Raw genomic sequence first — 21108 nt, forward strand, 5'->3', positions numbered from 1 at the left:
CGATTTCCAACATCCTCAACAACGACGTTCCAGGAGCACGCACATGCGCGCCGCCGACGCCCTGATCGCCGCCCTGCTGCAGGAGGGCTGCGAGGTCGCCTTCGGCCTGCCCGGCGGCGCGTCGCTGCCGCTGCATGACGCGCTCCACGGCAGCGCGCTGCGCCACGTCCTGGTCCGCCACGAAGCCGCGGCCGGCCACGCCGCCGAGGGCTACGCGCGCGCGACCGGCCGCGTCGGCGTGTGCTTCGCGACGTCCGGGCCGGGCGCCACGAACCTCGTCACGCCGCTGGCCGACGCGATGATGGACTCGACGCCGATCGTCGCGATCACCGGCCAGGTCCGGACCGACCTGCGCGGGACCGACGCGTTCCAGGAGACCGACGTGATCGGCGTCACCGCGCCGATCGTCAAGCACGCGATCGCGGTCGAGCGGGCGCGGGACGTGGTCCCGGCGATCCGCGAGGCGTTCGCCGTGGCGAGCGGCGGGCGGCCGGGGCCGGTGCTGGTCGACGTGCCGAGCGACGTGGCGCGGGAGATCGTGCCGCGGGATGCGCTGAGCGGCGGCGGTGCCGCCACCCTGCCCGCCGGCTTCGACGCCACGCCGCCGGTGGCCGACCGCGCCGCGGTCCGCGCTGCCGCCGCGGCGCTCGCGGGCGCGCGGCGGCCGGTGCTCTACGTGGGCGGCGGCGTCGTCCACGCGGGCGCGGGCGCCGAGCTGCGCGCGCTGGCCGACGCCGGCGGCGGGCTGCCGGTCACGACCACGTTGATGGCCTTGGGCGCGTTCCCGGCCAGCGACCCGCGCTGGCTCGGGATGCTCGGCATGCACGGCTGCCGGACCGCGAACTGGGCGGTCGACGAGTGCGACGTCCTGGTCGCGATCGGCGCGCGCTTCGACGACCGCGTGACCGGGCGCCTGGACCAGTTCGCGCCCGCCGCCAAGCAGGTCATCCACCTCGACATCGACCGTGCCGAGATCGGCAAGCTGCGCACGCCCGACGTGGCGCTGCACGGCGACGCGCGGGCGACGCTGGCCGCGCTCGCCGCCGCGGTGCGCGAGCTGCGCCCGGACGCCGAGCGCCTCGGCGAGTGGTGGCGCGTGCTCGACGCGTGGCGCTCGGCCGAGGCCGATCCGGAGGCGCCGGACGACGGCGCGATCCACCCGGCCCACGCGCTCGACGCGCTGCGCCGGGCGACCGCGGGGCGCGAGACGATCGTGACCACCGACGTCGGCAACCACCAGATGTGGGCGGCCAAGCGCCTGCGCTTCGACGCGCCGCGGCGGTGGCTCACCAGCGGCGGTCTCGGCACGATGGGCTTCGGCCTGCCCGCGGCGCTCGGCGCGCAGGTCGCGCGGCCGGACGCGACGGTCGTGTGCGTGTCCGGCGACGGGTCGTTGTTGATGAACATGCAGGAGCTCGTGACCGCGCGCGCCGAGGCGCTCCCGGTCAAGGTGCTGCTGATCAACGACGGCGCGCTGGGCATGGTCCGCCAGCAGCAGGACCTGTTCTGGGACGGGCGCCGCCAGGACGTCGACCTCGGCCCGGCGCCCGACTGGGCGCTGCTGGCGCGGGCGTGTGGGTGGTCGAACGCGGAGCGCGTGGAGCAGGCCGACGACGTGGACGACGCGGTGGCGCGGCTGATCGACGCCGACGGCCCCGCGCTGCTCGACGTCGCGGTCGCGCCCGACGCCGACTGCCTGCCGATGTTCGCCCCGGGCGCGGCCGCCCGCGACATGATCGGTTAGCGGCACTCAGCGGCTTCGTGGCACGCGGCGTGGAAGAACGCCGCGTGCCCACCGCCGCCATCACGCCGCAGCTCCTCCGGCAGCCGCAGCACGGCGCTGCGCACCACCCGCCGTGGCTCACCGGCCTCGTAGACCAGCGGCTCGAACACCCCGATCGTCTCGCCACACCACACGCACCGCGGCAGCGGCGGGATGACGACGGCGTCGGCGGTCTGGGCAGGCATGATCAGGACGCTACGGGCGCGCGCAAGCGCCGCCATCCGGGCGCAACCGCCGTGTTCTGCGGCGGACTACGGAGGGCCGGACAGCTCCCACAAACGGTGTAGACGCGGAGTGGGAACGCGCCAATGCGCTGAGAACGGCGTGTCAGCGCTCAAAGATCTTGCAGCGGTCCCGATCCCACATCCGATGGGACTGCGTTCCCCAGCCGACCGGGACGGCCCGGCGCTCGAGCGCCGGGTGGCCCTCACGCTCTTCGGCGTGGGGTCGACGGTGTGCGCCGCGGGCGCCGTGCTGAAGCCGGATCTGACCGACACCGCGCGCCAGGTCCAGCTGATCGGCGCGGGCGGGACGGCGCTGTGCGGGCTGGCCGTGTGGCTGCTGCCGCCGTGGCGCTGGGTCGTGCACGTCGGGGCGATGATCTCGATCGTCATGCTCGGCCTGCTGATGGGGTCGTCGAACGCGATCGGCGCGACCCCGTTCTTCTTCCTCTGGCCGCTCGTGCACCTCGCGTACTTCGCCCGGCGCGCGGTCGTCGCCACCGGGTTCGCGGTCCTGACGACGACGGTCACGGTCGCGGTGGCCGTCAACCCGTACGCGACCAACCGCGCCGACACGATCATCGGCACGGTCCTGTCGGTGGGGCTGATGACCGGGCTGGTGATGGTCATGACCGCGCGCGAGCGCGAGCTGCAGGCCGCGCTGGCCAGGGCCGCCGACACCGACGCGCTGACCGGCGTCCTGAACCGGCGCGGGCTGGCCCCGCTGGTCGAGGCGCTCGTCGCGCGGGCGAGCGCGGGCGACGGGACGCTCGCGGTCGTGATGGTCGACCTCGACCACTTCAAGAGGTTCAACGACCGCCACGGCCACCTCGTCGGTGACGAGGCGCTGATCCGGCTGGCCGGCGCGCTGACCGCCGCGGCCCGCGACGGCGACCACGTCGCCCGCGTCGGCGGCGAGGAGTTCACCGTCGCGCTGCCCGGCGCCGACGCGGGCGCCGCCCAGGCCTACGCCGACGACGTCATGCGCCGCCTGCGCGACGAGGACATCGCGCCCGACCTGCGCCTCACCGTGAGCGCCGGCATCGCCACCCACGGCCCGGACGCCGACACCGTCCACCTGCTCATGCGCGCCGCCGACGCGGCGCTCTACCGCGCCAAGCACGCGGGCCGCGACCGTGCGGTCGTGGCGCTACGCGACGCGGCCTGAGTCGGCCGGCTCCCAGCCGATGGCCGGGGCGACGTGCTCGGCGATCGTCTGGAGCATGTTGGTGTTGTAGTCGACACCGAGCTGGTTGGGAACGGTCAGCAGCACGGTGTCGGACGCCTGGACCGCGGCGTCCTGGGCGAGCTCGGCGGCGATCCTGTCGGGCTCGCCGATGTAGGACTTGCCGAAGCGCGCCAGGACGCCCTCGAGGTAGCCGACCTGGTCGCTCCCGTCCTGGAGCGCGCGGTCGCCGAAGTAGGCGATGTCGAGGTCGTTGGCGAGCGGGATCACCGAGCGGCTGACCGACACGCGCGGCTCGCGGTCGTGGCCGGCGATCTCCCACGCGGCGCGGTAGAGCCGGATCTGCTCGGCCTGCAGCTCGTCGAACGGCACGCCGGTGTCCTCGACCAGCAGCGTCGAGGACTGCAGGTTCATGCCCTGCTGCGCGGCCCACTCGGCGGTCGCGCGCGTGCCGGAGCCCCACCAGATCCGGTCGCCGAGCCCCGGCGACTGCGGCTGGATCGCCAGCCGCGCGCGCGATCCGGTCATCCGGATGTCGGCGTCGGCGACCGGCGCGCCCGCGATCGCCGCGCGGAAGTCCGCGGTGTGGCGGCGGGCCATGTCGGCGTCGGTCTCGCCCTCGGCGGGCACGTGGCCGAAGGTCGCCGCGCCGTCGAGCGCCGGCTCCGGCGAGCCGCGCGACACGCCGAGCTGCAGCCGGCCACCCGCGATCAGGTCGGCGGCCGCCGCGTCCTCGGCCATGTACAACGGGTTCTCGTAGCGCATGTCGATCACGGCGGTGCCGATCTCGATCCGCGACGTGCGCGCGCCGATCGCGCTCAGCAGCGGGAACGGCGACGCGAGCTGGCGCGCGAAGTGGTGGACGCGCACGTAGGCGCCGTCGATCCCGAGCGCCTCGGCGTTGACCGCCAGCTCGATCGACTGCAGCAGCGCGTCCTGGCCGGTCTGGGTGCGCGAGCCCGGGACGGGCTGCCAGTGGCCGAACGACAGGAACCCGATGCGCTTCTTGGTCATCTACCCCGCGACGGTAGCGACCCGCGCGCGGATGCCGGCCAGGACGAGGTCCAGCCCGCGCAGGAACTCGACCTCTTGGGTGTGCGTCGTGAAGACCGGCAGGACGCGGCGGAAGTCGGGGTACTCGTCCTCGGGGATCTCGTCGAACAGCTGCGCGGCCGCCTGCAGCTCGGCGGCGTGGTTGGTCTCCTGGTCGGCGGCGCCGTAGTCGTGCCAGAGCGCGTTGGCCATGCCGACGCCGACCACGTAGGTGAACAACGTGGACATGACGTAGAACACGTCGTCGGGCTCCAGCCCGATGCTGAAGAGCAGCGCGCACGCGCGGTCCCAGTGGTGCAGGAGGTTGGGCCCGCGGTTGTCGGAGAGGATCGCCTGGTGGGCGGCCCACGGGTGGCGGGCGAGCAGCTCCCACAGCTCGACCATGCCTTGTTGTAGGCGTTGGTCCCACGGCTGGTCGGGGTGGGCGTCGAAGCCCTTGTCGGCCTCGCCGAGGACGTGGTCGAGCGCGAGGTCCATCAGGACCTCCTTGCTGTCGACGTGCCAGTAGAGCGTGGCGACGCCCGCGCCCAGGTCGGCGGCGAGGCGGCGGAACGTCAGCGCGCCGGGACCCTCGCTGTCGAGGATGTTGATCGTCGCGGCGACGATCCGCTCGCGGTCCAGCGGCGGCTTGCGCTGGGGCGCGGCGGAGGCCTTGCGGTGGTTGAAGGCGGGGCGGTTGGGCTTGGCCATGGTGTGGGTCGGGCTTGACACTCGAACGACGTTCGAGAACACTACCGCGCATGCTCGACTCGAACAACGTTCTAGAACTCGAACGACGTCCGAGCGCGGAGCCCGCCCGGACGCTGCGCGCGGGGCTACCGGTGCTCGCCGCGCTGGTGCTCGCGACGCTCGTCGTGACGATCGACAACACCGTGTTGAACGTCGCGCTGCCGTCGATCGCCCGCGACCTCGACGCGTCGACCAGCCAGCTGCAGTGGGTCGTCAACGCCTACTCGTTGCTCTTCGGCGGCCTGCTGCTGACCGGCGGCTCGCTGGCCGACCGGCTCGGGCGCCGGCGCGTCCTGCTCGGCGGGCTGACCGCGTTCGCGTGCGCGTCGTTGTTGGTGTTGTCGGTGTCGAGCGCGGAGGGGCTGATCGCGGTGCGCGCGGTGACCGGCGCGTGCGCGGCGTTCCTGATGCCCTCGACGATCGCGTTGTTGTACCGGTCGTTCGAGGGCCCGGCGCGGGCGACCGCGGTCGGGATCGCGGGCGCGGCGGGGGCCCTGGGGTTCGTGCTCGGGCCGCTGATCGGTGGTGCGTTGTTGGAGGTCTTCGCGTGGCAGGCGGTGTTCGTGGTCAACGTGCCGCTGGCGGCCGTGGCCGGCGTCGTGGCGTGGCGGGCGATCCCGCGCGACGCACCGCCGCGGGTCCGGCCGGGCGGTGCGGGGGCGGCGCCGGCCGACCTGCTCGGGACCGCGCTGTCGCTGGGCGCGATGCTGGGGCTGGTCGCGGCGCTGGTCGACGGCCCGGATCACGGCTGGCTGTCGGCGGCGGTGCTCGGCCCGGCGGCGGGCTCGCTGTTGTGCGGGTTGTCGTTCGTGCGGTGGGAGCTGCGCGCCGCGCACCCGATGCTCGACGTGCGCGCGGTGGCAAGGCGGGCGGTCGCGGGGCCGGGCGTGGTCCAGATGGGGCTGATGCTCGCGATCAGCGGCTCGCTGTTCCTGATCACCCAGCAGCTGCAGGTGGTCATGGGCTACTCGCCGATCGAGGCGGGCGTGCGGTCGTCGCCGATCGCGGTCGGCGTCATCGGCGGCGGCGCGCTGCTGAGCGTGGTGTCGCGGTGGTGGGGCGCGGCGTGGGCGGCGGCGCTCGGGATGTTGGGGTGCTCGGTCGCGATCGCGGGCGTCGCGCTCGCGCTGCCACACGGCGGCTACTGGCCGCTGGCGGCCGGGCTGCTCGTGTTCGGCGCGGGCGTCCGGATGGTCATCACCCCGGCGGCGCTCGCCGTTCTTGGTGGCCTTCCGGACGAGGCGGCCGGGATCGGCGCCGCGCTGGCCGACACGTTCCAGGAGATCGGAGGGGCGCTGGGCGTCGCGCTGCTGGGCTCGGTGTTCAACGAGGTCTACCGGCACGACCTCCCGGCGGGCGCGCCGGGCGTGGCGCGGGCGTCGGTCCAGGGCGCGGTGTCGCTGGGTGACGCCGGGCTGGCGGGTGCGGCGCGGGGCGCGTTCGCGTCGGGCGCGCAGGTCGCGCTGCTCGTGTGCGCGGGGATCCTGGCGGCGGCCGCGGTGCTCGCGCGGCTGACGATCCCGGACGACCTCGACCTCTCAGAAGAGGGAGCTGATCCCGTGGACGGCGGCCGAGCCGAGGACGATCTCAAGGCCTACGCCTACTAGTGCGATCACGATCCCGACGACGACGAGCGCGATGTCCTCCATGACGAAGCCGAGGCTGAGGAAGACGACGCCGAGCGCCGGGAGCGTGTCGAGCCCGGTGAACGGCGGGGCGACGAAGGCGGCGATCGAGCCGGCCAGGACGAGCACGCCGAAGACGATGTTGGACAGGCGGTGCTCGAAGAGCGGGCGCGCGCGGGGCTTGCTGAAGCGCTCGAGCCTGCGGATCGTCCCGAGCAGCTTGGCGATGAACCCGTCGGCCAACCTGGTGTTCTTGAACCTGCGCGGGAGCCAGATCTCGTCGCGGCCGGCGATCAGCTGGAGCGCGAGCAGCATGGCGATGATCTCGAAGACGTGGGTCGCGCCGCCGGTCGGCAGCGGCAGCGCGGGGAGGCCGAGCAGGAGGATGAAGAGCAGCGCGAACGACTTCTCCTCGAACGTCTCGATCAGGCCGCCGAGCGTCTTGGGGCTGTCGTTCGTGCGCCACTGCTCGAGCTGGTCGGAGGCCTTCATGTCGGCGTTGCCGCCGTCGCTTCGCGGATCGCGGCGGCCTGGACGTCGTCGACCCACAGCTCCCAGCGGCCGGAGCGGCTGAACTTGGAGTCGTGGAAGTGGTAGGGGCGGCGGCCCTGGAACTGCGTCGTGCGGAGGTGGAAGACGCCGCCGAGGACCGAGCTGATGCGACGCCTGGGCCAGCCGATGGCGTCCTCGATCTCCGGGAACGCGCGTGAGGTGTTGGGGTGGTCGGCGAGCTCGTCGAGCAGCGCGCCCATCAGCGGCGAGCAGGCGTCGCGGAAGGCGATGATCTCGCCGGGGTCGGCCATGGCGTTGTCGGGACGGTGCTCGCGGACGATCACGTGGGCTCGTGGGCGAGCCTACGCGACGGGTGCCTGCGTGCGGGTGACGCAGGCGTCCCAGAGCTGCTGTCGTGCTTCGGGCGTCTCGTGCGTCGTGGGGAGGTAGTGCGTGGGGCGCTGCCGGCGGTCGGACCAGAAGCGGCCGGAGGGCGGAGAGGGGTCGATGGCGCCGAGGAAGACGATGGTGTCGGCGCCCTGCTGCGGGGTCCGGAGGATCGGTTTCGCGATCGAGTGGAAGGTGTGGAGCGATCGCTGCAGGCCGGGCGTGTCGACCCAGCCGGGGTGCATCGCGTGCATGCCGGGGCGGCCGCGCTGCGCCCAGAGCTCGTTGAGGACGACCTCGGCGCGCTTGGACTTGGCGTAGGCCTTGGTGCCGCTGAAGTCGCCGGCGGTGGAGTCGAGGTCGGCGACGTCGAGCTTCTGGGCGTACATGCCGCCGGAGGACACGGTGATGACGCGGCGGGCGTTGGGGAGCAGCGCGGTGAGGAGGAACGGGGCGAGGACGTTGACGGCGAAGGTCAGCTCGTGGCCGTCGACGGTGAGCGTGTGGTGGGGCGGGAGGACGCCGGCGTTGTTGATGAGGATGTCGGTGTCCTGGAGCTGCGTTGCCAGCCGGCGGACGTCGTCGAGGCGTGCGAGGTCGGCGATCCGCAGCTCGGCGGTGCCGTGTTCGGCGGTCGCCGCGCGGGCCTGCTCGCCGCGCTCCGGGTCGCGGGCGACGAGGATCGTCCGGGCGCCGAGGCGGGCGAAGCCCTGCGCCGCGGCGAGGCCGAGGCCGGAGGTCGCGCCGGTCACCGCGACGGTCGCGCCGTCGAGGCGGGGGAGCGGCGCGAAGCCGCGGGCGCGCAGCGCGTAGCCGGCGCGGGAGTAGCCGCCGACGATGGTCCGGTCCAGCGCGGCGTCGAGCAACCTGTTCATCTTGGAGGGGTACGGCGTGGGCGGCGCCGTGGACTACTCCTAGGCGGGCTGCGCGAGGGGCGGTGGTGGCGCGGTGGCGGCGGCGCGCGGGCGGATCCGGGTCGCGGCGAGCAGCAGCGCGGCGCCGAAGCAGAGGACGCCGGAGACGAGGAAGACGCCGTCGTAGGTCCCGGAGGCGTCGCGGATCGCACCGGCCGACCACGCCGCGGCGGCGCCGCCGAGCTGGTGGCCGGCGAAGATCCAGCCGAACGCGACGAGGCCGGTCTCGCGGCCGAAGCGCTGGGTGACGAGCGCGACGGTCGGCGGGACGGTGGCGATCCAGTCCAACCCGTAGAAGATCGTGAAGGCGGTCAGGACGGGCCCGCGCGAGTCCAGGGCGAAGGGCAGGATCACGAGGCTCAGGCCGCGGCCGGAGTAGTAGATGACGAGCAGGCGGCGGGCGGGGTAGCGGTCGGTCAGCCAGCCGGAGCCGGTCGTGCCCGCGATGTCCAGGATGCCCATCAGGGCCATCATCCCGGCGGCGGTCCCGGCGGGGATGCCGTGGTCGTGGGCGGCGGGCATGAGGTGGACGGCGATCAGGCCGACGGTCGTCGCGCCGCAGATGAAGAACGAGCCGACGAGGACGAGGAAGACGCGGTCGCGGGCGACTTCTCGGAGGACCTGGAGGGCGGGGCGGCGCGTGCTCTGCGCGATGTCCGCCGCGGTGCCTCCGTAGGGGACGAGCCCGTGGTCCTCCGGGCGGTCGCGCAGCGCGGCAAGGACGACGACGAGCGCCAGGACCGCCGCGCCGCCGACGACGGCCATCGTCCAGCGCCAGTCGCCGTGGGTCGTCAGGTGGGCCATCAGCGGCAGGAAGATCAGCTGGCCGGTGGAGTTGGCGGCGGTGAGCATCCCGACGACGAGGCCGCGGCGGGCGACGAACCAGCGGTTGGCGACGGTCGCGGCGAGGACGGGGGCGACGGCGCCGGTCGCGGCGCCCGCGAGCACGCCCCAGATCACGTAGAGCTGCCAGAGCTGGGTGGCCTGCGTGAGCAGCGCGGCGGCGAGGGCGATGGCGCCGAGGGCGATCGCGACGACCTTGGTGAGGCCGAAGCGCTCGGTGAGCGAGGCGGCGAAGGGGGCGGAGAGGCCGAAGACCACCAGGTTGACCGACGCCGCCGTCGAGATCGCGCCGTGCGACCAGCCGAACTCCATCATCAACGGCTCCATCAGGACGCCGAACGTCGCCCGGATCGCCGCGGCCGCGAGCAGCGCGATGAACCCTGCTGCGGCGACCAACCATGCGCGATGGATCCTCATGGCTTGCAGCCTTCCGTCCGGGGACGCATGCCGCCAGTGGCAGAAACGACGATGTTCGTCTATTTTCTGCCAATGGCATCTTCTGCGCCGGGGCGGCGGGTCGTGGTGCTGTTGATGGAGGGGTCGGTGCTGTTCGACGTCGGGACGGCGACGACGGTCTTCGGGTCGGTCGAGGCGCCGATCGTCTCGGCGCGGCCGCGGCTCGGGTACGCGCTGGAGCTGGCGGCGGCGGGCGGCCGGCCGGTGCGGACGTCGATGGGCGTCGAGGTCGCGCCGACGGCCGATCTGCGCGCGGTCGAGGGTGCCGATCTCGTCGTCGTCGGGGGCGCGGTGCCGGACGTGGTCGGTGGTCAACATGAAGCACTTGAGGCGTTGTCGGCGGCGCACGCGCGGGGCGCGCGGGTGATGTCGATCTGCACGGGCGCGTTCGCGCTGGCGCACGCGGGGCTGCTCGACGGCCGGCGCGCGACGACGCACTGGGGCTACTGCGGGCGGTTGGCGGAGGAGTTCCCGGAAGTTGATGTTGATCCCGATGTGCTGTATGTCGATGACGGCGACGTCCTGACGTCCGCCGGGCTGGCGGCGGGGATGGACCTGTGCCTGCACGTCGTTCGCGGCGACTTCGGGGCGGATGCGGCGACGGCTGTCGCGCGCTGGAACGTCGTCGCGCCGCATCGCGATGGTGGCCAGGCGCAGTTCATCGCGGCGCCGGTCCCGGTGGACGCCGGCGACTCGCTCGCGCCGACCCGCGCCTGGGCGCTGGAGCACCTCGACGAACCCCTCGACGTCGAGCTGCTCGCGCGCCACGCCCACATGAGCCCCCGCACGTTCGCCCGCCGCTTCGTCGCCGAGACCGGCGAGTCCCCGAAGCGCTGGCTGACCGCCCAGCGCATCCACCACGCCCGCCGCCTCCTCGAAACCACCGACCTCCCGATCGAGACCGTCGCCACCCGCTCCGGCTTCGGCTCCGCCGCGGCCCTCCGCACCCACTTCCACCGCGCCACCTCAACCCGCCCCACCACCTACCGCCGCACCTTCCGCGCCGCCTGACCCGCCGCCCAGAAACGCCCCACCGTCCCGAACCAGAAGCGTCGCACCGCGTCGACCCAGAGGCGCGCCGCCTGGCTCGCCGTTCCAGACTCGCCGCCGCACCGTCCCGAACCAGAGGCGTTGCGTCGTGTCGATTCAGAGGCGTGGTGTCGCGCCGCCTCTCCGGAAGGTCACCGCGAGAAGAGGTCGTCGATGGTGGCGGGGGTGTCGTCGGGCATGAGCCAGGCGGAGGTGCGGGTGGGGGTGTTGAGGAGGCGGGCGCGAGAGATCGTCGAGGTGCCGAAGCGGTCGCGGATGGCGTCGATGGTGGTGTCGAGGGCTTGGTGGGTCGGGCCTTCGAGGGGGAGCTCGAGTTGGAGGTCGCGGGTCGTCGAGAGGTTGGTGATCGACAGCCCCAACAACGTGAGGCCGCGGCGACGGATCGATTCCTGCTCGGTGAGCAGCAACGAGCGCAGGGTGGTGAGGATCGTCGCGGTGCTGCTCGTGGGGTGGGGGAGGGTCTTCGAGCGGGTCGCGCGGGTGAAGTCGCCCCAGCGCAGTCGCAACACGATCGTGCGGCCGGCGGAGTCGGACTTCCGCAGCCGGCGCGACACCCGGTCGACGAGGGAGACGGCGATCGCGTCGATCGACTCCGGCGAGCGCCTCCGGGTGCCCAGCGCGGACTGCGAGCCGATCGAGCGGCGGCCGCGGCCGGACCTCACGCGGCGGTGGTCGCGGTTGTGCGAGATGTCGTGGAGGCGCCTGCCGACCGCCGGCCCGGCGATCGAGCACAGCAACTCGACGGGCATCCCGGCGAGCTGGCCGACGGTGATGATCCCGTGCTCGCGCAGGCGCTTCGCCGTGGCGGGACCGACGCCCCAGAGCGCCTCGACGGGCAGCGGGTGCAAGAACGACAACTCGGTCTCGGGCGACACCACCAACAACCCGTCGGGCTTCGCCGCGTTGCTCGCGACCTTCGCGAGGTGCTTGGTCGTCGCCACGCCGATCGACAGCGGCAGGCCGACCTCGTCGCGCACGCGTGCGCGCAGCCGCGTCGCGATCTCCGACGGCGTCCCCGCGAAGCGCTCCATCCCGCGCACGTCCAGGAACGCCTCGTCGATCGACAGCGGCTCGACCACCGGCGCGGTGTCGCGGAAGATCCGGAACACCTCCCGCGACGCCTCCACGTACGCGCTGAACCGCGGCGACACGATGATCGCGTCCGGGCACAGGTTCCTGGCCTTCGTCCCGCCCATCGCCGACCTCACGCCGAACGCGCGCGCCTCGTAGCTCGCCGCCAGCACGACCCCGCCGCCGACCAGCACCGGCCTGCCGCGCAACGTGGGGTCGTCGCGCTGCTCGACGGACGCGAAGAACGCGTCGAGGTCGGCGTGGAGGACGGTGGCTTCCGGCATGGCGAACGTATGTTCGCATGTCACACAGACGAGATCCAGCGTCTGCCAGGATGCGGACCACGATGAGCGACCGACCCCGCACCGACCTCGGCTGGTTCGAGGAGCTGTACGCGAAGACCGAGCAGGACCCGCCCTGGCAGCGCGAGCGCCAGCGGATCTCGCTCGAGCAGTGGGTCGAAGCTCAGGGCCTCGACGGCGCGAACACCAAGCGTGCCGCGGTCGTCGGCTGCGGCCTCGGGACCGACGCGGAGTACATCGCGAGCAAGAACTACAACACGGTCGGCTTCGACCTCTCGCCGACCGCGATCCGGCGCGCGCAGGAGCTGCACCCGGACAGCAACGTCGAGTACGTCACCGCCGACCTCCTCAGGCTCCCGTCCGACTGGCGCCACGCGTTCGACCTCGTCGTCGAGGTCTGGACCGTCCAGGCGCTCCCGGACCCGCCGCGCACCCAGGCGATCGAGGCGATCGCGTCGCTCGTCGCACCCCAGGGCGACCTGATCGTCATCGCGATCGCCCGCGACGACGACGGCCCGGACCACCGGCCCGGCGACGGCCCGCCGTGGTTCCTCAACCGCAACACCATCAACAAGTTCGACACGCTCACGGGCCTGACCGCCCGCGACATCCACCTCGGCCCCGACCCCGAGGCCCCGGACCGACGCCAGTCCTGGACCGCCCACTTCACCCGGAGCTGAGGAACGAGTGCCTTAACACCTGTGACCAACCTGTGAAATGCGGTACGCCCGCGCGCCAGATCGCCGATCGACCTGAGCGTGCGTGCCCTGCCCTTCAGGCTGCTGCTGACCGCTGCCGCCACCGTCGCGATCCTCGCGATCGCCTCCGTCTCCGTCCTGAACCTGTCCCGCGACGCCCACCGTCGCGCCGACGATCGCACGGCGGTCCAGCGCCTGCGGTCCAACCTCGTCCGCGCCCAGGCCGTCGGCTGGCACGGGCTGGCCGAGGGCTCGGCCGACTTCACGATCGCCCAGGAGGCACGGCAGCTCCAGCGGCAGATCGCGCGCGAGACCGGGCAACTCCGCGACCTCCCTGGCGGCGACGCCGACCACCAGCGCGTCACGCTCATGGTCGACGAGCTGCTGACCGGGATCGGCACCGAGATGCGCGACCTCAACAGCGACAACGGCGGCGCCGTCGAGCTGGCCCATCGCGACCTGACGATCACGCTGCTCGGGACGACCGACCTGCTCGACTCGGCGCTCAGCGCCGCCGAGCGCCACGCGGTCGCGCGCGCGTCGGCCGCGAACACGCGGCTGGTCGAGGGCTCGCTCGCCGCGATCGCCGCCGTCGGCGCGGTCCTTGCCGCGATGGCGCTCCTGATCCGCCGCACCCGCCGCCGCGCGGCCGAGCGCTTCCGGGCGCTGGTCGAGCAGTCCAGCGAGATCCTCGTCGTCCTCGACGCCGCCGGCCACGTCACCGACGTCACCGCCGCCGCGCTGAACCGCACGCTCGGCCGCGAGCCGCAAGACATCCTCGGCCGCCCGATCCTCGAGCTGATCGACGCGCCCGACCGCGACCGCGCGACCTCCGCGCTGCAGCGCCTGCGCGCCGAGCCCGACGGCCCGCGTCCCGCGTTCGAGGTCGCCGTCCGCCACCACGACGGCTCGACCGTCCACCTCGAAGCCGTCGGCGACAACCTCCTGGCCACGCCCGCCGTCGGCGGCCTCGTGCTCACGCTGCGCGACGTCACCGAGCGGCGTTCGATGGAGGACGAGCTGCGCCACCAGGCCTTCCACGACGCGCTCACCGGCCTGCCCAACCGCTCGCTCTTCGACGACCGCCTCGCCCAGGCGCTGCGCCGCCGGCATCGCGCCGACAACGGCGTCGCGGTCGTCCTCGTCGACCTCGACGACTTCAAGGCCGTCAACGACTCGCTCGGCCACGCCGCCGGCGACGAGCTGCTGGTGGAGTGCGCGCGCCGCTTCGACCTGGTGGTCCGCGGCAGCGACACCGCCGCGCGCCTCGGCGGCGACGAGTTCGCCGTCCTCCTGGAGGACAACGGCGACGCCGAGGCCGCCGCGCTGCAGCTCGCCGCACGCCTGCGCGAGGCGCTCGACGCGCCCGTCGAGCTGGAGGGCAGGACCGTCCACGTCGAGGCGTCGATCGGGATCGCCGTCGTCTCGCAGACCGCGGTCACCCCCGCCGACGTCGTCCGCAACGCGGACATCGCGATGTACAAGGCCAAGGAGCACGGCGGCAGCGACCTGGTGGTCTTCCGGCCCGAGATGCTGCACGCCGCGCGCGAGCGCCTCGACCTGCGCGAGGACCTGCGCCACGCGCTGGAGCGCGACGAGCTGGCGCTGCACTACCAGCCGGTCGTCGGGCTCGGCGACCGCGGCGTCACCTGCCTGGAGGCGCTGCTGCGCTGGACGCACCCCGGCCACGGCGACATCTCGCCCGCGCGCTTCATCCCGGTCGCCGAGGAGTCGGGCCTGATCGTCGGGATCGGCGAGTGGGTCCTGGAGCGCGCGTGCCGCGACCTCGGCGCGCTGCGCGCGCAGATCCCGGGCGTGAGGGTCGCGGTCAACGTGTCGGCGGTGCAGCTGCGTGAGCCGGGGTTCCCGGAGCGCGTGGCGGCGATCCTCGAGCAGTGCGGGACCGACGCGCGCGACCTGGTCATCGAGCTGACCGAGTCGGTGTTCGCCGACGACGACGCGACCGCGGAGGCGCTGCGCAGGCTGCGTGCGCTGGGTCTCGCGCTGAGCGTCGACGACTTCGGGACCGGCTACTCGTCGCTCTCGTACCTGCGCAGGCTGGACGTCGACAGCGTCAAGATCGACCGCTCGTTCGTCGCGGGGCTGGGCGGCGAGCCGCGCGACGCGGCGCTGGTCCGGTCGATCATCGAGCTCGGCCACGCGCTCGGGCTGACGATGGTCGCCGAGGGCGTGGAGGAGGCCGATCAGGAGGCGTTCCTGCGCGAGGCCGGCTGCGATCTGGCGCAGGGATGGCTGTTCGGTCGCCCGGCGCCATTGCTCGCGGTCGGACATCCGTCACAGGTCTGAAACCCGAAGTCGGCCAGGGCGGGAATAGGTTCCCGCCGTGACCCGGTCTCGCGTTCTCGCACCACTTTCCTTGTTGATGGCGTTGGGCGTCCTGTTGGTCGCCCCGGCCCTCGCAAGCGCCACGTCGCCCTCGGGCGTCGTCATCTCGCAGCTGCGGCTGCGGACCGCAGCGTCGCAGTACGACGAATACGTGCAGTTGACGAACACTGGGAGCTCCACGGTGGATCTCTCGGGCTGGCAGCTCTACGACTGCTACACGTCGGGCGGGTCGTCGAGGATCGGCACCGACGGCGACAGGCTGCCGTCCGGCACCAGGCTCCCGGCGGGCTCGACGTTCGTGCTCGGCAAGAACGCGGGCGACTACACGGGGACCGCGGACGCGTCCTACACCTTCCAGGTCACCGAGGCCGGCGGGTTCCAGATCCGGGACGGCGGCGGCGTCGTGCAGGACGGGGTCGGCGCCGGTGGGACGGCGTGCGCGGAGGGGACGGGGCTGACGTTCCCGACGACGGGGTCGGACTTCACGTTCACGCGCCACGGCACCGACACGGACGACAACGCCGCGGACTTCGGCGCGCCGAGCGGCAGCGCGAACGGCACCGCCTGTGGCGCGCCGTGCGTGGCGCCGCCCCAGCCGACGGCGATCGACGCGATCCAGGGCAGCGGCATGACGTCGCCGCTGGTCGGTCAGAAGGTGTCGATCACGGGGGTGGTGATCGGGGTCGACAACCAGCAGGGCGTGTCGAACTACGTCAACCTGGACCCGCGCCAGGCGGGGATCTACGTCGAGACGCCGACGATCGCGCAGGACACCAACACGCAGACGTCGGAGGGGATCTTCGTCGGCGGGCTGGCGGCCGCGGATCGCGCGGCGTCGCACATCGGTCAGACGGTCACGGTGTCGGGCACCGTGACCGAGCTGTTCAACCTGACGACGCTGGACGCGTCCGGCCAGACGCCGGCGTTCACGGGGACGGCGAAGGCCGCCAACCTGCCGGCGGCGGTGACGATCGACACGGCGAGCGCCCGCGCGCAGACCGTGGCGTCGAGCGGCAACCGGCCGTACTACGAGACGCTCGAGGGCATGCGCGTGACGCTGCCCTCCGGGACGCTGAACGGTGGTGGAACCGACAAGTTCGGCGAGACGTTCCTGCAGCCGGACGCGCCGCGCAAGCGGGTCTTCCGCGACGCGGCGACGCCGGTCGGGCCCGCGGACCAGGTGGTCCTCGGCCAGGACGCGGGCAGCGCCGACGTCGATCCGACCAACCCGAGCGAGACGCCCGCGTCGACGACGCGGGTCAAGGCCGACCTGTTCGACAAGGTCACCGGCGCGACCGGGCCGCTCGGCTTCGCGTTCTCGCAGTACCAGATCCAGCCGCAGCCGGGCTCCCCGAAGCCGGTCGTGGTGAAGGGGCCGACGACGTACCCGCCGGACGCGCCCGCGAAGGCCGCCGGCCAGTTGCGGATCGCGAACTTCAACATGGAGAACCTGTTCGGCGTCGGGATGACCGACGACGGCCACACGTTCACGCAGGCCGAGATCGACGCCAAGACCACCCGCTTGGCCAACGCGATCAAGGTGTTGCACAAGCCGGACATCCTGGCCGTCGAGGAGGTCGCGAGCGAGGACTCGCTCAAGGAGGTCGCCGCGAAGGTGGGTGGCTACCAGGAGGTCTGGCGGCCGTCGACCGACGCGCGCCACGTCGCGGTCGGGTTCCTGGTTCGCAATGGCATTGACATCACGGACGTCCGGCAGCTCGGTGTGGATGCCACGACGACCGAGAGCGGCTGCCAGGACGCGGGCGTCGGGACCAAGCTGTTCGAGCGTCCGCCGCTGGAGATCAGCGTCAAGGTCAGGGACACGCGGTTCACGCTGATCGGCAACCACTGGGCGTCGCAGGGCCATCCGGAGGCGTGCCGCGAGGCGCAGGCGTCGTTCGTGGCGAGCGCGGTCTCGGGGCTGGAGAACTTCGGCGCGCAAGTTGTGGTCCTTGGCGACCTGAACGACTTCGAGGACTCGACGGCGATCTCGTCGGACCTGGTGGCCGAGACGACGCTGAGGAACCTCTGGACGAAGGCGCCGGCCCAGAACCGGTACTCCTACAGCTACAACGGCATGCTCCAGACGCTGGACCACATCCTGGTCACCAAGGGCCTCTGGAAGCAGACCCTCGGCCTCCAGTTCGTCCACTTCGACAACGACTACTACGAGCGCAACGAGACGACGTCGCCGACGAAGGTCTCCGACCACGACCCGCCGGTGGCGACGCTGGCGCTGGGCTGAGCCGGCGCGGGGAGGAGGCGGTGCGCGAGTTGTCAAGGCGTTGAGAACGCGCACCGCCGGGGGCCGTCGCCCGCGCTAGGTTGGACGGCGTGCCCCCGGAGTTCCCGTCGTTCGTCGGCTCGCTGCCGATCACGCAGAGCGCGCTGGAGTACGCGGCGTCCGAGCACGAGGGGCAGCGGCGGGATGCCGACAACGCGCCGTTCATCCTGCATCCGCTGGAGGTCGCGCACCTGCTGCAGGGACGGGACTACCCGGACCATGTGATCGCCGCGGGCGTGCTGCATGACGTCCTCGAGGACACCGACGCCACGGAGGCCGACCTCGCCGAGCGGTTCGGGCCGGAGGTCGCGGAGCTGGTCGCGGCGGTGTCGGAGCCCGCGGACGCCCACGGGTCCTACGCCGAGCGCAAGGCGAAGCTGCGCGAGATCGTCGCCAACGCGTCGTCGGAGGCGGCGGCCGTCTTCGCCGCCGACAAGGTCGCCAAGGCGCGGGAGTTCCGCTTGGGGTTGGTCGCGCGCGGCACGACCGTCGGCGCCGTCGACCGCGACAAGTTGGAGCACTACTGGGCCTGCCTGGCGCTGCTGGAGCGCAAGCTCGGGCCGCAGCCGCTGGTCCGTCAGCTGCGCTTCGAGCTGGAAGCGCTCGCGCTGCTGCCGCCGAGCGCCTAGGCGCTCGACGCTCGACGGCGACGATACAGACCTGTATCGTCGCCGCTCATGCGAGCGCTCACGTACGCCGGGCCACGACAGCTGGAGTGGCGGGACGCGGAGGACCCGCGGCTCGCGGGCGACGGCGAGGCGATCGTCCGCCATCTCGCGGTCGCCACGTGCGATCTCGACGCGCTGATCGTCGGGGGCGCGTCGCCGTTCCCGGCCCCGTTCACGCTCGGCCACGAGGGCGTCGCCGAGGTGCTGGAGGTCGGCGACGGCGTGACGACCGTGCGTCCCGGCGACCGCGTGCTGGTGCCGTTCCAGATCAACTGCGGGACCTGCGGCGCGTGCCGCGCGGGGCGAACCGGCAACTGCGAGACGGTGCCGTTCGCGGCGACCTACGGGTTCGGGTTCGGCCCGGACAACACACGCTGGGGCGGGTTCCTGGCCGACGCGGTCCGGGTGCCGTACGCCGACGCGATGCTCGTCCCGGTGCCGGACGGCCTGGCGCCGGAGCTGGCGGCGGGCGCGTCGGACAACATCACCGACGCGCACCGCGCGGTCGCGCCGGGGCTCGCCGCGCGGCCGGGCGCGCCGGTGCTGGTGGTCGGCGGCGCGTCGTCGGGGTCGATCGGGCTCTACGCGGTCGCGCAGGCGCGGGCGCTGGGGTCCGAGGATGTGCTGTATGTCGATCCGGACCCCGCGCGGCGCGCGATCGCCGAGGGCTACGGCGCGCGCGTGCTCGGCGAGGTCCCGGACCAGCTGGACCAGCGCTTCCCGGTCACGGTCGACGCGGCGGGGACGCGCGAGGGGCTCGCGCTGGCGGTCGGCAGCCTCGACCGCGACGGGCTGTGCACGAGCTGCGCGATCTACTTCGACCCCGCGACGGTCCCGCCGCTGCCGCTGCTGCAGATGTACGTGATGGTCGGGACGTTCACGACGGGGCGGATCCACGCCCGCCACGGTGCGCCCGCGGTGCTGGACCTGCTGGCGTCGGGCGCGGTCGACGTCGCGCCGGTCACGAGCAGGGTGGTGGCCTTCGACGATGCGGCCGACGCGTTGTTGGAGGACTACACCAAGTTGGTGTTCACGCGGTGAGCGCGGCGCGCGAGCGCGTGCTGCGGACGGCGTCGAGGCTGTTCGCGCGGGAGGGGATCCGGGCGGTCGGCGTCGACCGGATCGCGGCGGAGGCCGACGTGGGCAAGATGACGCTGTACCGCCACTTCGCGACCAAGGACGAGTTGTTGGTCGCGACGCTCGAAGGCGCCGACGGCCCGGCCCGCGCCGCGCTGGCGGCGGCGATGGAGCACGCCGGCGACGACCCGTGGGCGCGCCTGCTCGCGCCGTTCGCGATGCTCGAGCCGTGGTTCACCGGCCGCGGCTTCCACGGCTGCCCGTTCATGAACGCGAGCCTGGAGCTCCACGACCCGGGCCACCCGGCGACGGCGGTCGCGGCGCGCCACAAGGCCGCGACGCGCGACGTCTTCGCCGTGGCGGCGGGCGCGGCGGGCCTGGAGGCGGCGGACGCCGGCGCGCTCGCCGACCAGCTCGCCGTCCTCTTCGACGGCGCCATCGCCCAGGCCCAGATGCGCGACCCGCGCACGGTCGCGCGCGCCGCGCGCCGGGCCGCCGCGACGCTCGTGACATCGGCGGCGGCTCAGGAGAACCAGGCGACCGCCTCTTCGGGACCCCAAGAACCCTTCTTGTAGGGCTTGACCGCGGGCGGGTCCGCGAGCAGCGGCGCGGCGCGCTCCCAGAGGGTCTCGACCTCGTCGGCGCGGGTGAAGAGCAGGTGGTCGCCGCGGAAGACGTCGTGGAGCAACCGCTCGTAGGCCTCGAGGCCCTCGGTCCTCAGAGCGCGGTCGACGTCGACCGAGAGCGCGGTCGGGGCGACGGCGCTGGTGGGACCCGGCACCTTGACGCGCACCTGGACCGCCAGCTGCGGATCGTCGAGCAGCTCGAAGCTGATGATGTTGGGCGCGTGCTCGCCGTCGTAGAGGTCGCCCTCGGGCTCCCTCAACACGACCTCGACGGTGCGCTTGGCCTGCGCCATCGCCTTGCCGGTGCGCAGGTAGAACGGCACGCCCCTCCAGCGCTCGTTGTCGACCCAGGCCCGCAGCGCGACGAACGTCTCGACGGTCGAGTCCTTCGCCACGCCGTCCTCGTCCCTGTAGCCCTCGAACTGCCCGTAGATCGCGTCCTCGGCGGTGAACGGGCGCAGCGCGGCGAACGCCTCCGCCTTGCGATCGCGCAGGTGCCCGGCGTCCAGCGACGACGGCGGCTCCATCGCCACGAAGCCCAGCACCTGGCAGAGGTGCGTGACGACCATGTCGCGGAAGCAGCCGGTCTCCTCGTAGAACGACGCGCGGCCCTCCAGCCCGAGCTCCTCGGGAACGTCGATCCGGACCTGCGCGACGTGGTGGCGGTTCCAGAGCGGCTCGAACAGCCGGTTGGCGAAGCGCAGCGCCAGCACGTCCTGCGCCGCCTCCTTGCCGAGGAAGTGGTCGATCCGGAAGATCTGGTCCTCCGCGAAGTGCTCGTGGAGCTTGGCGTTGAGCGCCTTGGCGCTGTCGACGTCGTGGCCGAACGGCTTCTCCATGACGATCCGCGCGCGGTCGTCGGCGAGGCCGCTGCGGCCGAGCATGTCCACCATGTCGGTCATCGCCGACGGCGGGATCGACATGTAGAACATCGTCCGCGAGCCGTCGCCGAGCTGCGCGTGCGCGGCCTGGACGTCCTTGACGAGGTCCTCGTGGTGGTCGGCCGAGGCCGAGGTCATCGTGACGAGCTCGTGCAGCTCCTTGGGCCAGTCGGCGACGAGGTCGTGGTCGGGCGCCTCGCGGCCGGCACCGACGATCCGGACCTCGTCGGGCATCAGCCCGGCCTCGAACAGATGCTGCATCCCGGGCCAGAGCTTGCGCCGGGCGAGGTCGCCGGTGGCGCCGAACAGGACGATGACGAAGGGCTCCATTGCCCTCGACGCTACCCACCCGGCGGCGCTTGCACCACACGTCCCGGGTGAGGCGCGGTCACCCCGCCGTCGAGCAACGTGCTCCG

The 21108-nt window shown here is 73.0% G+C and carries 19 protein-coding genes; 10 read left to right on the top strand and 9 right to left on the bottom strand.

Features of this window, described 5'->3' with window-relative positions:
* Window positions 1-43: 43 nt before the first annotated feature.
* Complete coding sequence (gene ilvB, locus H030_RS0117035; protein ID WP_027007003.1) at window positions 44-1744, top strand: biosynthetic-type acetolactate synthase large subunit; 1701 nt, start codon at window positions 44-46, stop codon at window positions 1742-1744.
* On the opposite strand, the gene H030_RS39170 is transcribed toward ilvB, so the two are convergent.
* The gene (locus H030_RS39170; protein ID WP_155892109.1) at window positions 1741-1968 is read right to left on the bottom strand and encodes a hypothetical protein; all 228 of its coding nucleotides are present in this window, start codon (window positions 1966-1968) and stop codon (window positions 1741-1743) included. The two genes, ilvB and H030_RS39170, sit on opposite strands and share 4 nt — an antisense overlap.
* Before the next feature lie 235 nt (window positions 1969-2203).
* Between H030_RS39170 and H030_RS37330 the strand changes: the two genes are divergently transcribed.
* Window positions 2204-3172 (top strand): GGDEF domain-containing protein, encoded by a 969-nt coding sequence (locus H030_RS37330; RefSeq protein WP_196809165.1) that lies wholly within the window; start codon window positions 2204-2206, stop codon window positions 3170-3172.
* Here H030_RS37330 and H030_RS0117050 read toward each other — a convergent pair.
* Together H030_RS0117050 and H030_RS37335 are read right to left on the bottom strand one after the other, a co-directional pair.
* Window positions 3155-4204 (bottom strand): LLM class flavin-dependent oxidoreductase, encoded by a 1050-nt coding sequence (locus tag H030_RS0117050; RefSeq protein WP_027007005.1) that lies wholly within the window; start codon window positions 4202-4204, stop codon window positions 3155-3157. The genes H030_RS37330 and H030_RS0117050 overlap by 18 nt on opposite strands.
* Entirely contained in the window at window positions 4205-4933 is a 729-nt protein-coding gene (locus H030_RS37335) for a TetR/AcrR family transcriptional regulator (protein WP_051222958.1), read from the bottom strand.
* Between the two features lie 50 nt (window positions 4934-4983).
* Here H030_RS37335 and H030_RS32945 point away from each other — a divergent pair, with 50 nt between their 5' ends.
* Window positions 4984-6579 carry an MFS transporter gene (locus H030_RS32945; RefSeq protein WP_081690883.1) on the top strand — a complete coding sequence of 532 codons (1596 nt, stop codon included), beginning with the start codon at window positions 4984-4986 and terminating at the stop codon, window positions 6577-6579.
* Here the strand turns inward: H030_RS32945 and H030_RS0117065 are convergent.
* From H030_RS0117065 to H030_RS0117080, 4 genes are read right to left on the bottom strand one after another with little or no spacing between them, the layout of a single operon-like run.
* Window positions 6511-7089, bottom strand: a complete 579-nt coding sequence (locus H030_RS0117065) for an exopolysaccharide biosynthesis protein (RefSeq protein ID WP_027007006.1) — start codon at window positions 7087-7089, stop codon at window positions 6511-6513. The genes H030_RS32945 and H030_RS0117065 overlap by 69 nt on opposite strands.
* On the bottom strand, window positions 7086-7400 hold the full coding sequence (locus tag H030_RS0117070) for a hypothetical protein (protein WP_155892110.1): 315 nt from the start codon (window positions 7398-7400) through the stop codon (window positions 7086-7088). Before H030_RS0117070 ends, H030_RS0117065 begins: the two co-directional genes overlap by 4 nt.
* A 51-nt stretch (window positions 7401-7451) precedes the next feature.
* Window positions 7452-8351: an SDR family NAD(P)-dependent oxidoreductase gene (locus H030_RS0117075; RefSeq protein ID WP_027007008.1), complete on the bottom strand. Its 900-nt coding sequence runs from the start codon at window positions 8349-8351 to the stop codon at window positions 7452-7454.
* A gap of 39 nt (window positions 8352-8390) precedes the next feature.
* Window positions 8391-9650 (bottom strand): MFS transporter, encoded by a 1260-nt coding sequence (locus H030_RS0117080; protein ID WP_051222965.1) that lies wholly within the window; start codon window positions 9648-9650, stop codon window positions 8391-8393.
* 72 nt (window positions 9651-9722) lie between these two features.
* On the opposite strand from H030_RS0117080, the gene H030_RS0117085 reads away from it, so the two are divergent.
* Window positions 9723-10700, top strand: a complete 978-nt coding sequence (locus tag H030_RS0117085; RefSeq protein ID WP_027007010.1) for a GlxA family transcriptional regulator — start codon at window positions 9723-9725, stop codon at window positions 10698-10700.
* Between the two features lie 170 nt (window positions 10701-10870).
* On the opposite strand, the gene dinB is transcribed toward H030_RS0117085, so the two are convergent.
* Window positions 10871-12094 carry a DNA polymerase IV gene (gene dinB, locus H030_RS32950; RefSeq protein ID WP_081690884.1) on the bottom strand — a complete coding sequence of 408 codons (1224 nt, stop codon included), beginning with the start codon at window positions 12092-12094 and terminating at the stop codon, window positions 10871-10873.
* Window positions 12095-12156: 62 nt separating this feature from the next.
* On the opposite strand from dinB, the gene H030_RS32955 reads away from it, so the two are divergent.
* From H030_RS32955 to H030_RS32970, 6 genes are all read left to right on the top strand, one after another.
* Window positions 12157-12792 (top strand): class I SAM-dependent methyltransferase, encoded by a 636-nt coding sequence (locus H030_RS32955; protein ID WP_196809167.1) that lies wholly within the window; start codon window positions 12157-12159, stop codon window positions 12790-12792.
* 78 nt (window positions 12793-12870) lie between these two features.
* Window positions 12871-15117 (top strand): putative bifunctional diguanylate cyclase/phosphodiesterase, encoded by a 2247-nt coding sequence (locus H030_RS32960; protein WP_051222968.1) that lies wholly within the window; start codon window positions 12871-12873, stop codon window positions 15115-15117.
* A 76-nt stretch (window positions 15118-15193) separates the two neighbouring features.
* Entirely contained in the window at window positions 15194-17401 is a 2208-nt protein-coding gene (locus tag H030_RS0117105) for a lamin tail domain-containing protein (protein ID WP_027007011.1), read from the top strand.
* Between the two features lie 89 nt (window positions 17402-17490).
* The gene (locus H030_RS37340; protein ID WP_051222969.1) at window positions 17491-18069 is read left to right on the top strand and encodes an HD domain-containing protein; all 579 of its coding nucleotides are present in this window, start codon (window positions 17491-17493) and stop codon (window positions 18067-18069) included.
* A 48-nt stretch (window positions 18070-18117) separates the two neighbouring features.
* Window positions 18118-19149 carry a zinc-dependent alcohol dehydrogenase gene (locus tag H030_RS0117115; protein ID WP_027007012.1) on the top strand — a complete coding sequence of 344 codons (1032 nt, stop codon included), beginning with the start codon at window positions 18118-18120 and terminating at the stop codon, window positions 19147-19149.
* Window positions 19146-19760, top strand: coding sequence for a TetR/AcrR family transcriptional regulator (locus tag H030_RS32970; protein ID WP_051222972.1), 615 nt, complete (start codon window positions 19146-19148; stop codon window positions 19758-19760). The genes H030_RS0117115 and H030_RS32970 overlap by 4 nt, the downstream gene beginning before the upstream one ends.
* Here the strand turns inward: H030_RS32970 and zwf are convergent.
* A complete protein-coding gene (gene zwf / locus H030_RS0117125; RefSeq protein WP_027007013.1) occupies window positions 19709-21022 on the bottom strand; it encodes a glucose-6-phosphate dehydrogenase in 1314 nt (437 codons plus the stop codon). The genes H030_RS32970 and zwf overlap by 52 nt on opposite strands.
* Window positions 21023-21108 lie beyond the last annotated feature (86 nt).

Source organism: Conexibacter woesei Iso977N (assembly GCF_000424625.1).
GTDB classification, from domain to species: Bacteria; Actinomycetota; Thermoleophilia; order Solirubrobacterales; family Solirubrobacteraceae; genus Baekduia; species Baekduia woesei_A.

Coding starts and splice junctions, on each gene's coding strand:
- ilvB (WP_027007003.1), top strand. CDS start 44: ATGCGCGCCGCCGACGCCCTGATCGCCGCCCTGCTGCAGGAGGGCTGC.
- H030_RS39170 (WP_155892109.1), bottom strand. CDS start 1,968: ATGCCTGCCCAGACCGCCGACGCCGTCGTCATCCCGCCGCTGCCGCGG.
- H030_RS0117050 (WP_027007005.1), bottom strand. CDS start 4,204: ATGACCAAGAAGCGCATCGGGTTCCTGTCGTTCGGCCACTGGCAGCCC.
- H030_RS37335 (WP_051222958.1), bottom strand. CDS start 4,933: ATGGCCAAGCCCAACCGCCCCGCCTTCAACCACCGCAAGGCCTCCGCC.
- H030_RS32945 (WP_081690883.1), top strand. CDS start 4,984: ATGCTCGACTCGAACAACGTTCTAGAACTCGAACGACGTCCGAGCGCG.
- H030_RS0117065 (WP_027007006.1), bottom strand. CDS start 7,089: ATGAAGGCCTCCGACCAGCTCGAGCAGTGGCGCACGAACGACAGCCCC.
- H030_RS0117070 (WP_155892110.1), bottom strand. CDS start 7,400: ATGGCCGACCCCGGCGAGATCATCGCCTTCCGCGACGCCTGCTCGCCG.
- H030_RS0117075 (WP_027007008.1), bottom strand. CDS start 8,351: ATGAACAGGTTGCTCGACGCCGCGCTGGACCGGACCATCGTCGGCGGC.
- H030_RS0117080 (WP_051222965.1), bottom strand. CDS start 9,650: ATGAGGATCCATCGCGCATGGTTGGTCGCCGCAGCAGGGTTCATCGCG.
- H030_RS0117085 (WP_027007010.1), top strand. CDS start 9,723: ATGGCATCTTCTGCGCCGGGGCGGCGGGTCGTGGTGCTGTTGATGGAG.
- dinB (WP_081690884.1), bottom strand. CDS start 12,094: ATGCCGGAAGCCACCGTCCTCCACGCCGACCTCGACGCGTTCTTCGCG.
- H030_RS32955 (WP_196809167.1), top strand. CDS start 12,157: ATGAGCGACCGACCCCGCACCGACCTCGGCTGGTTCGAGGAGCTGTAC.
- H030_RS0117105 (WP_027007011.1), top strand. CDS start 15,194: ATGGCGTTGGGCGTCCTGTTGGTCGCCCCGGCCCTCGCAAGCGCCACG.
- H030_RS0117115 (WP_027007012.1), top strand. CDS start 18,118: ATGCGAGCGCTCACGTACGCCGGGCCACGACAGCTGGAGTGGCGGGAC.
- zwf (WP_027007013.1), bottom strand. CDS start 21,022: ATGGAGCCCTTCGTCATCGTCCTGTTCGGCGCCACCGGCGACCTCGCC.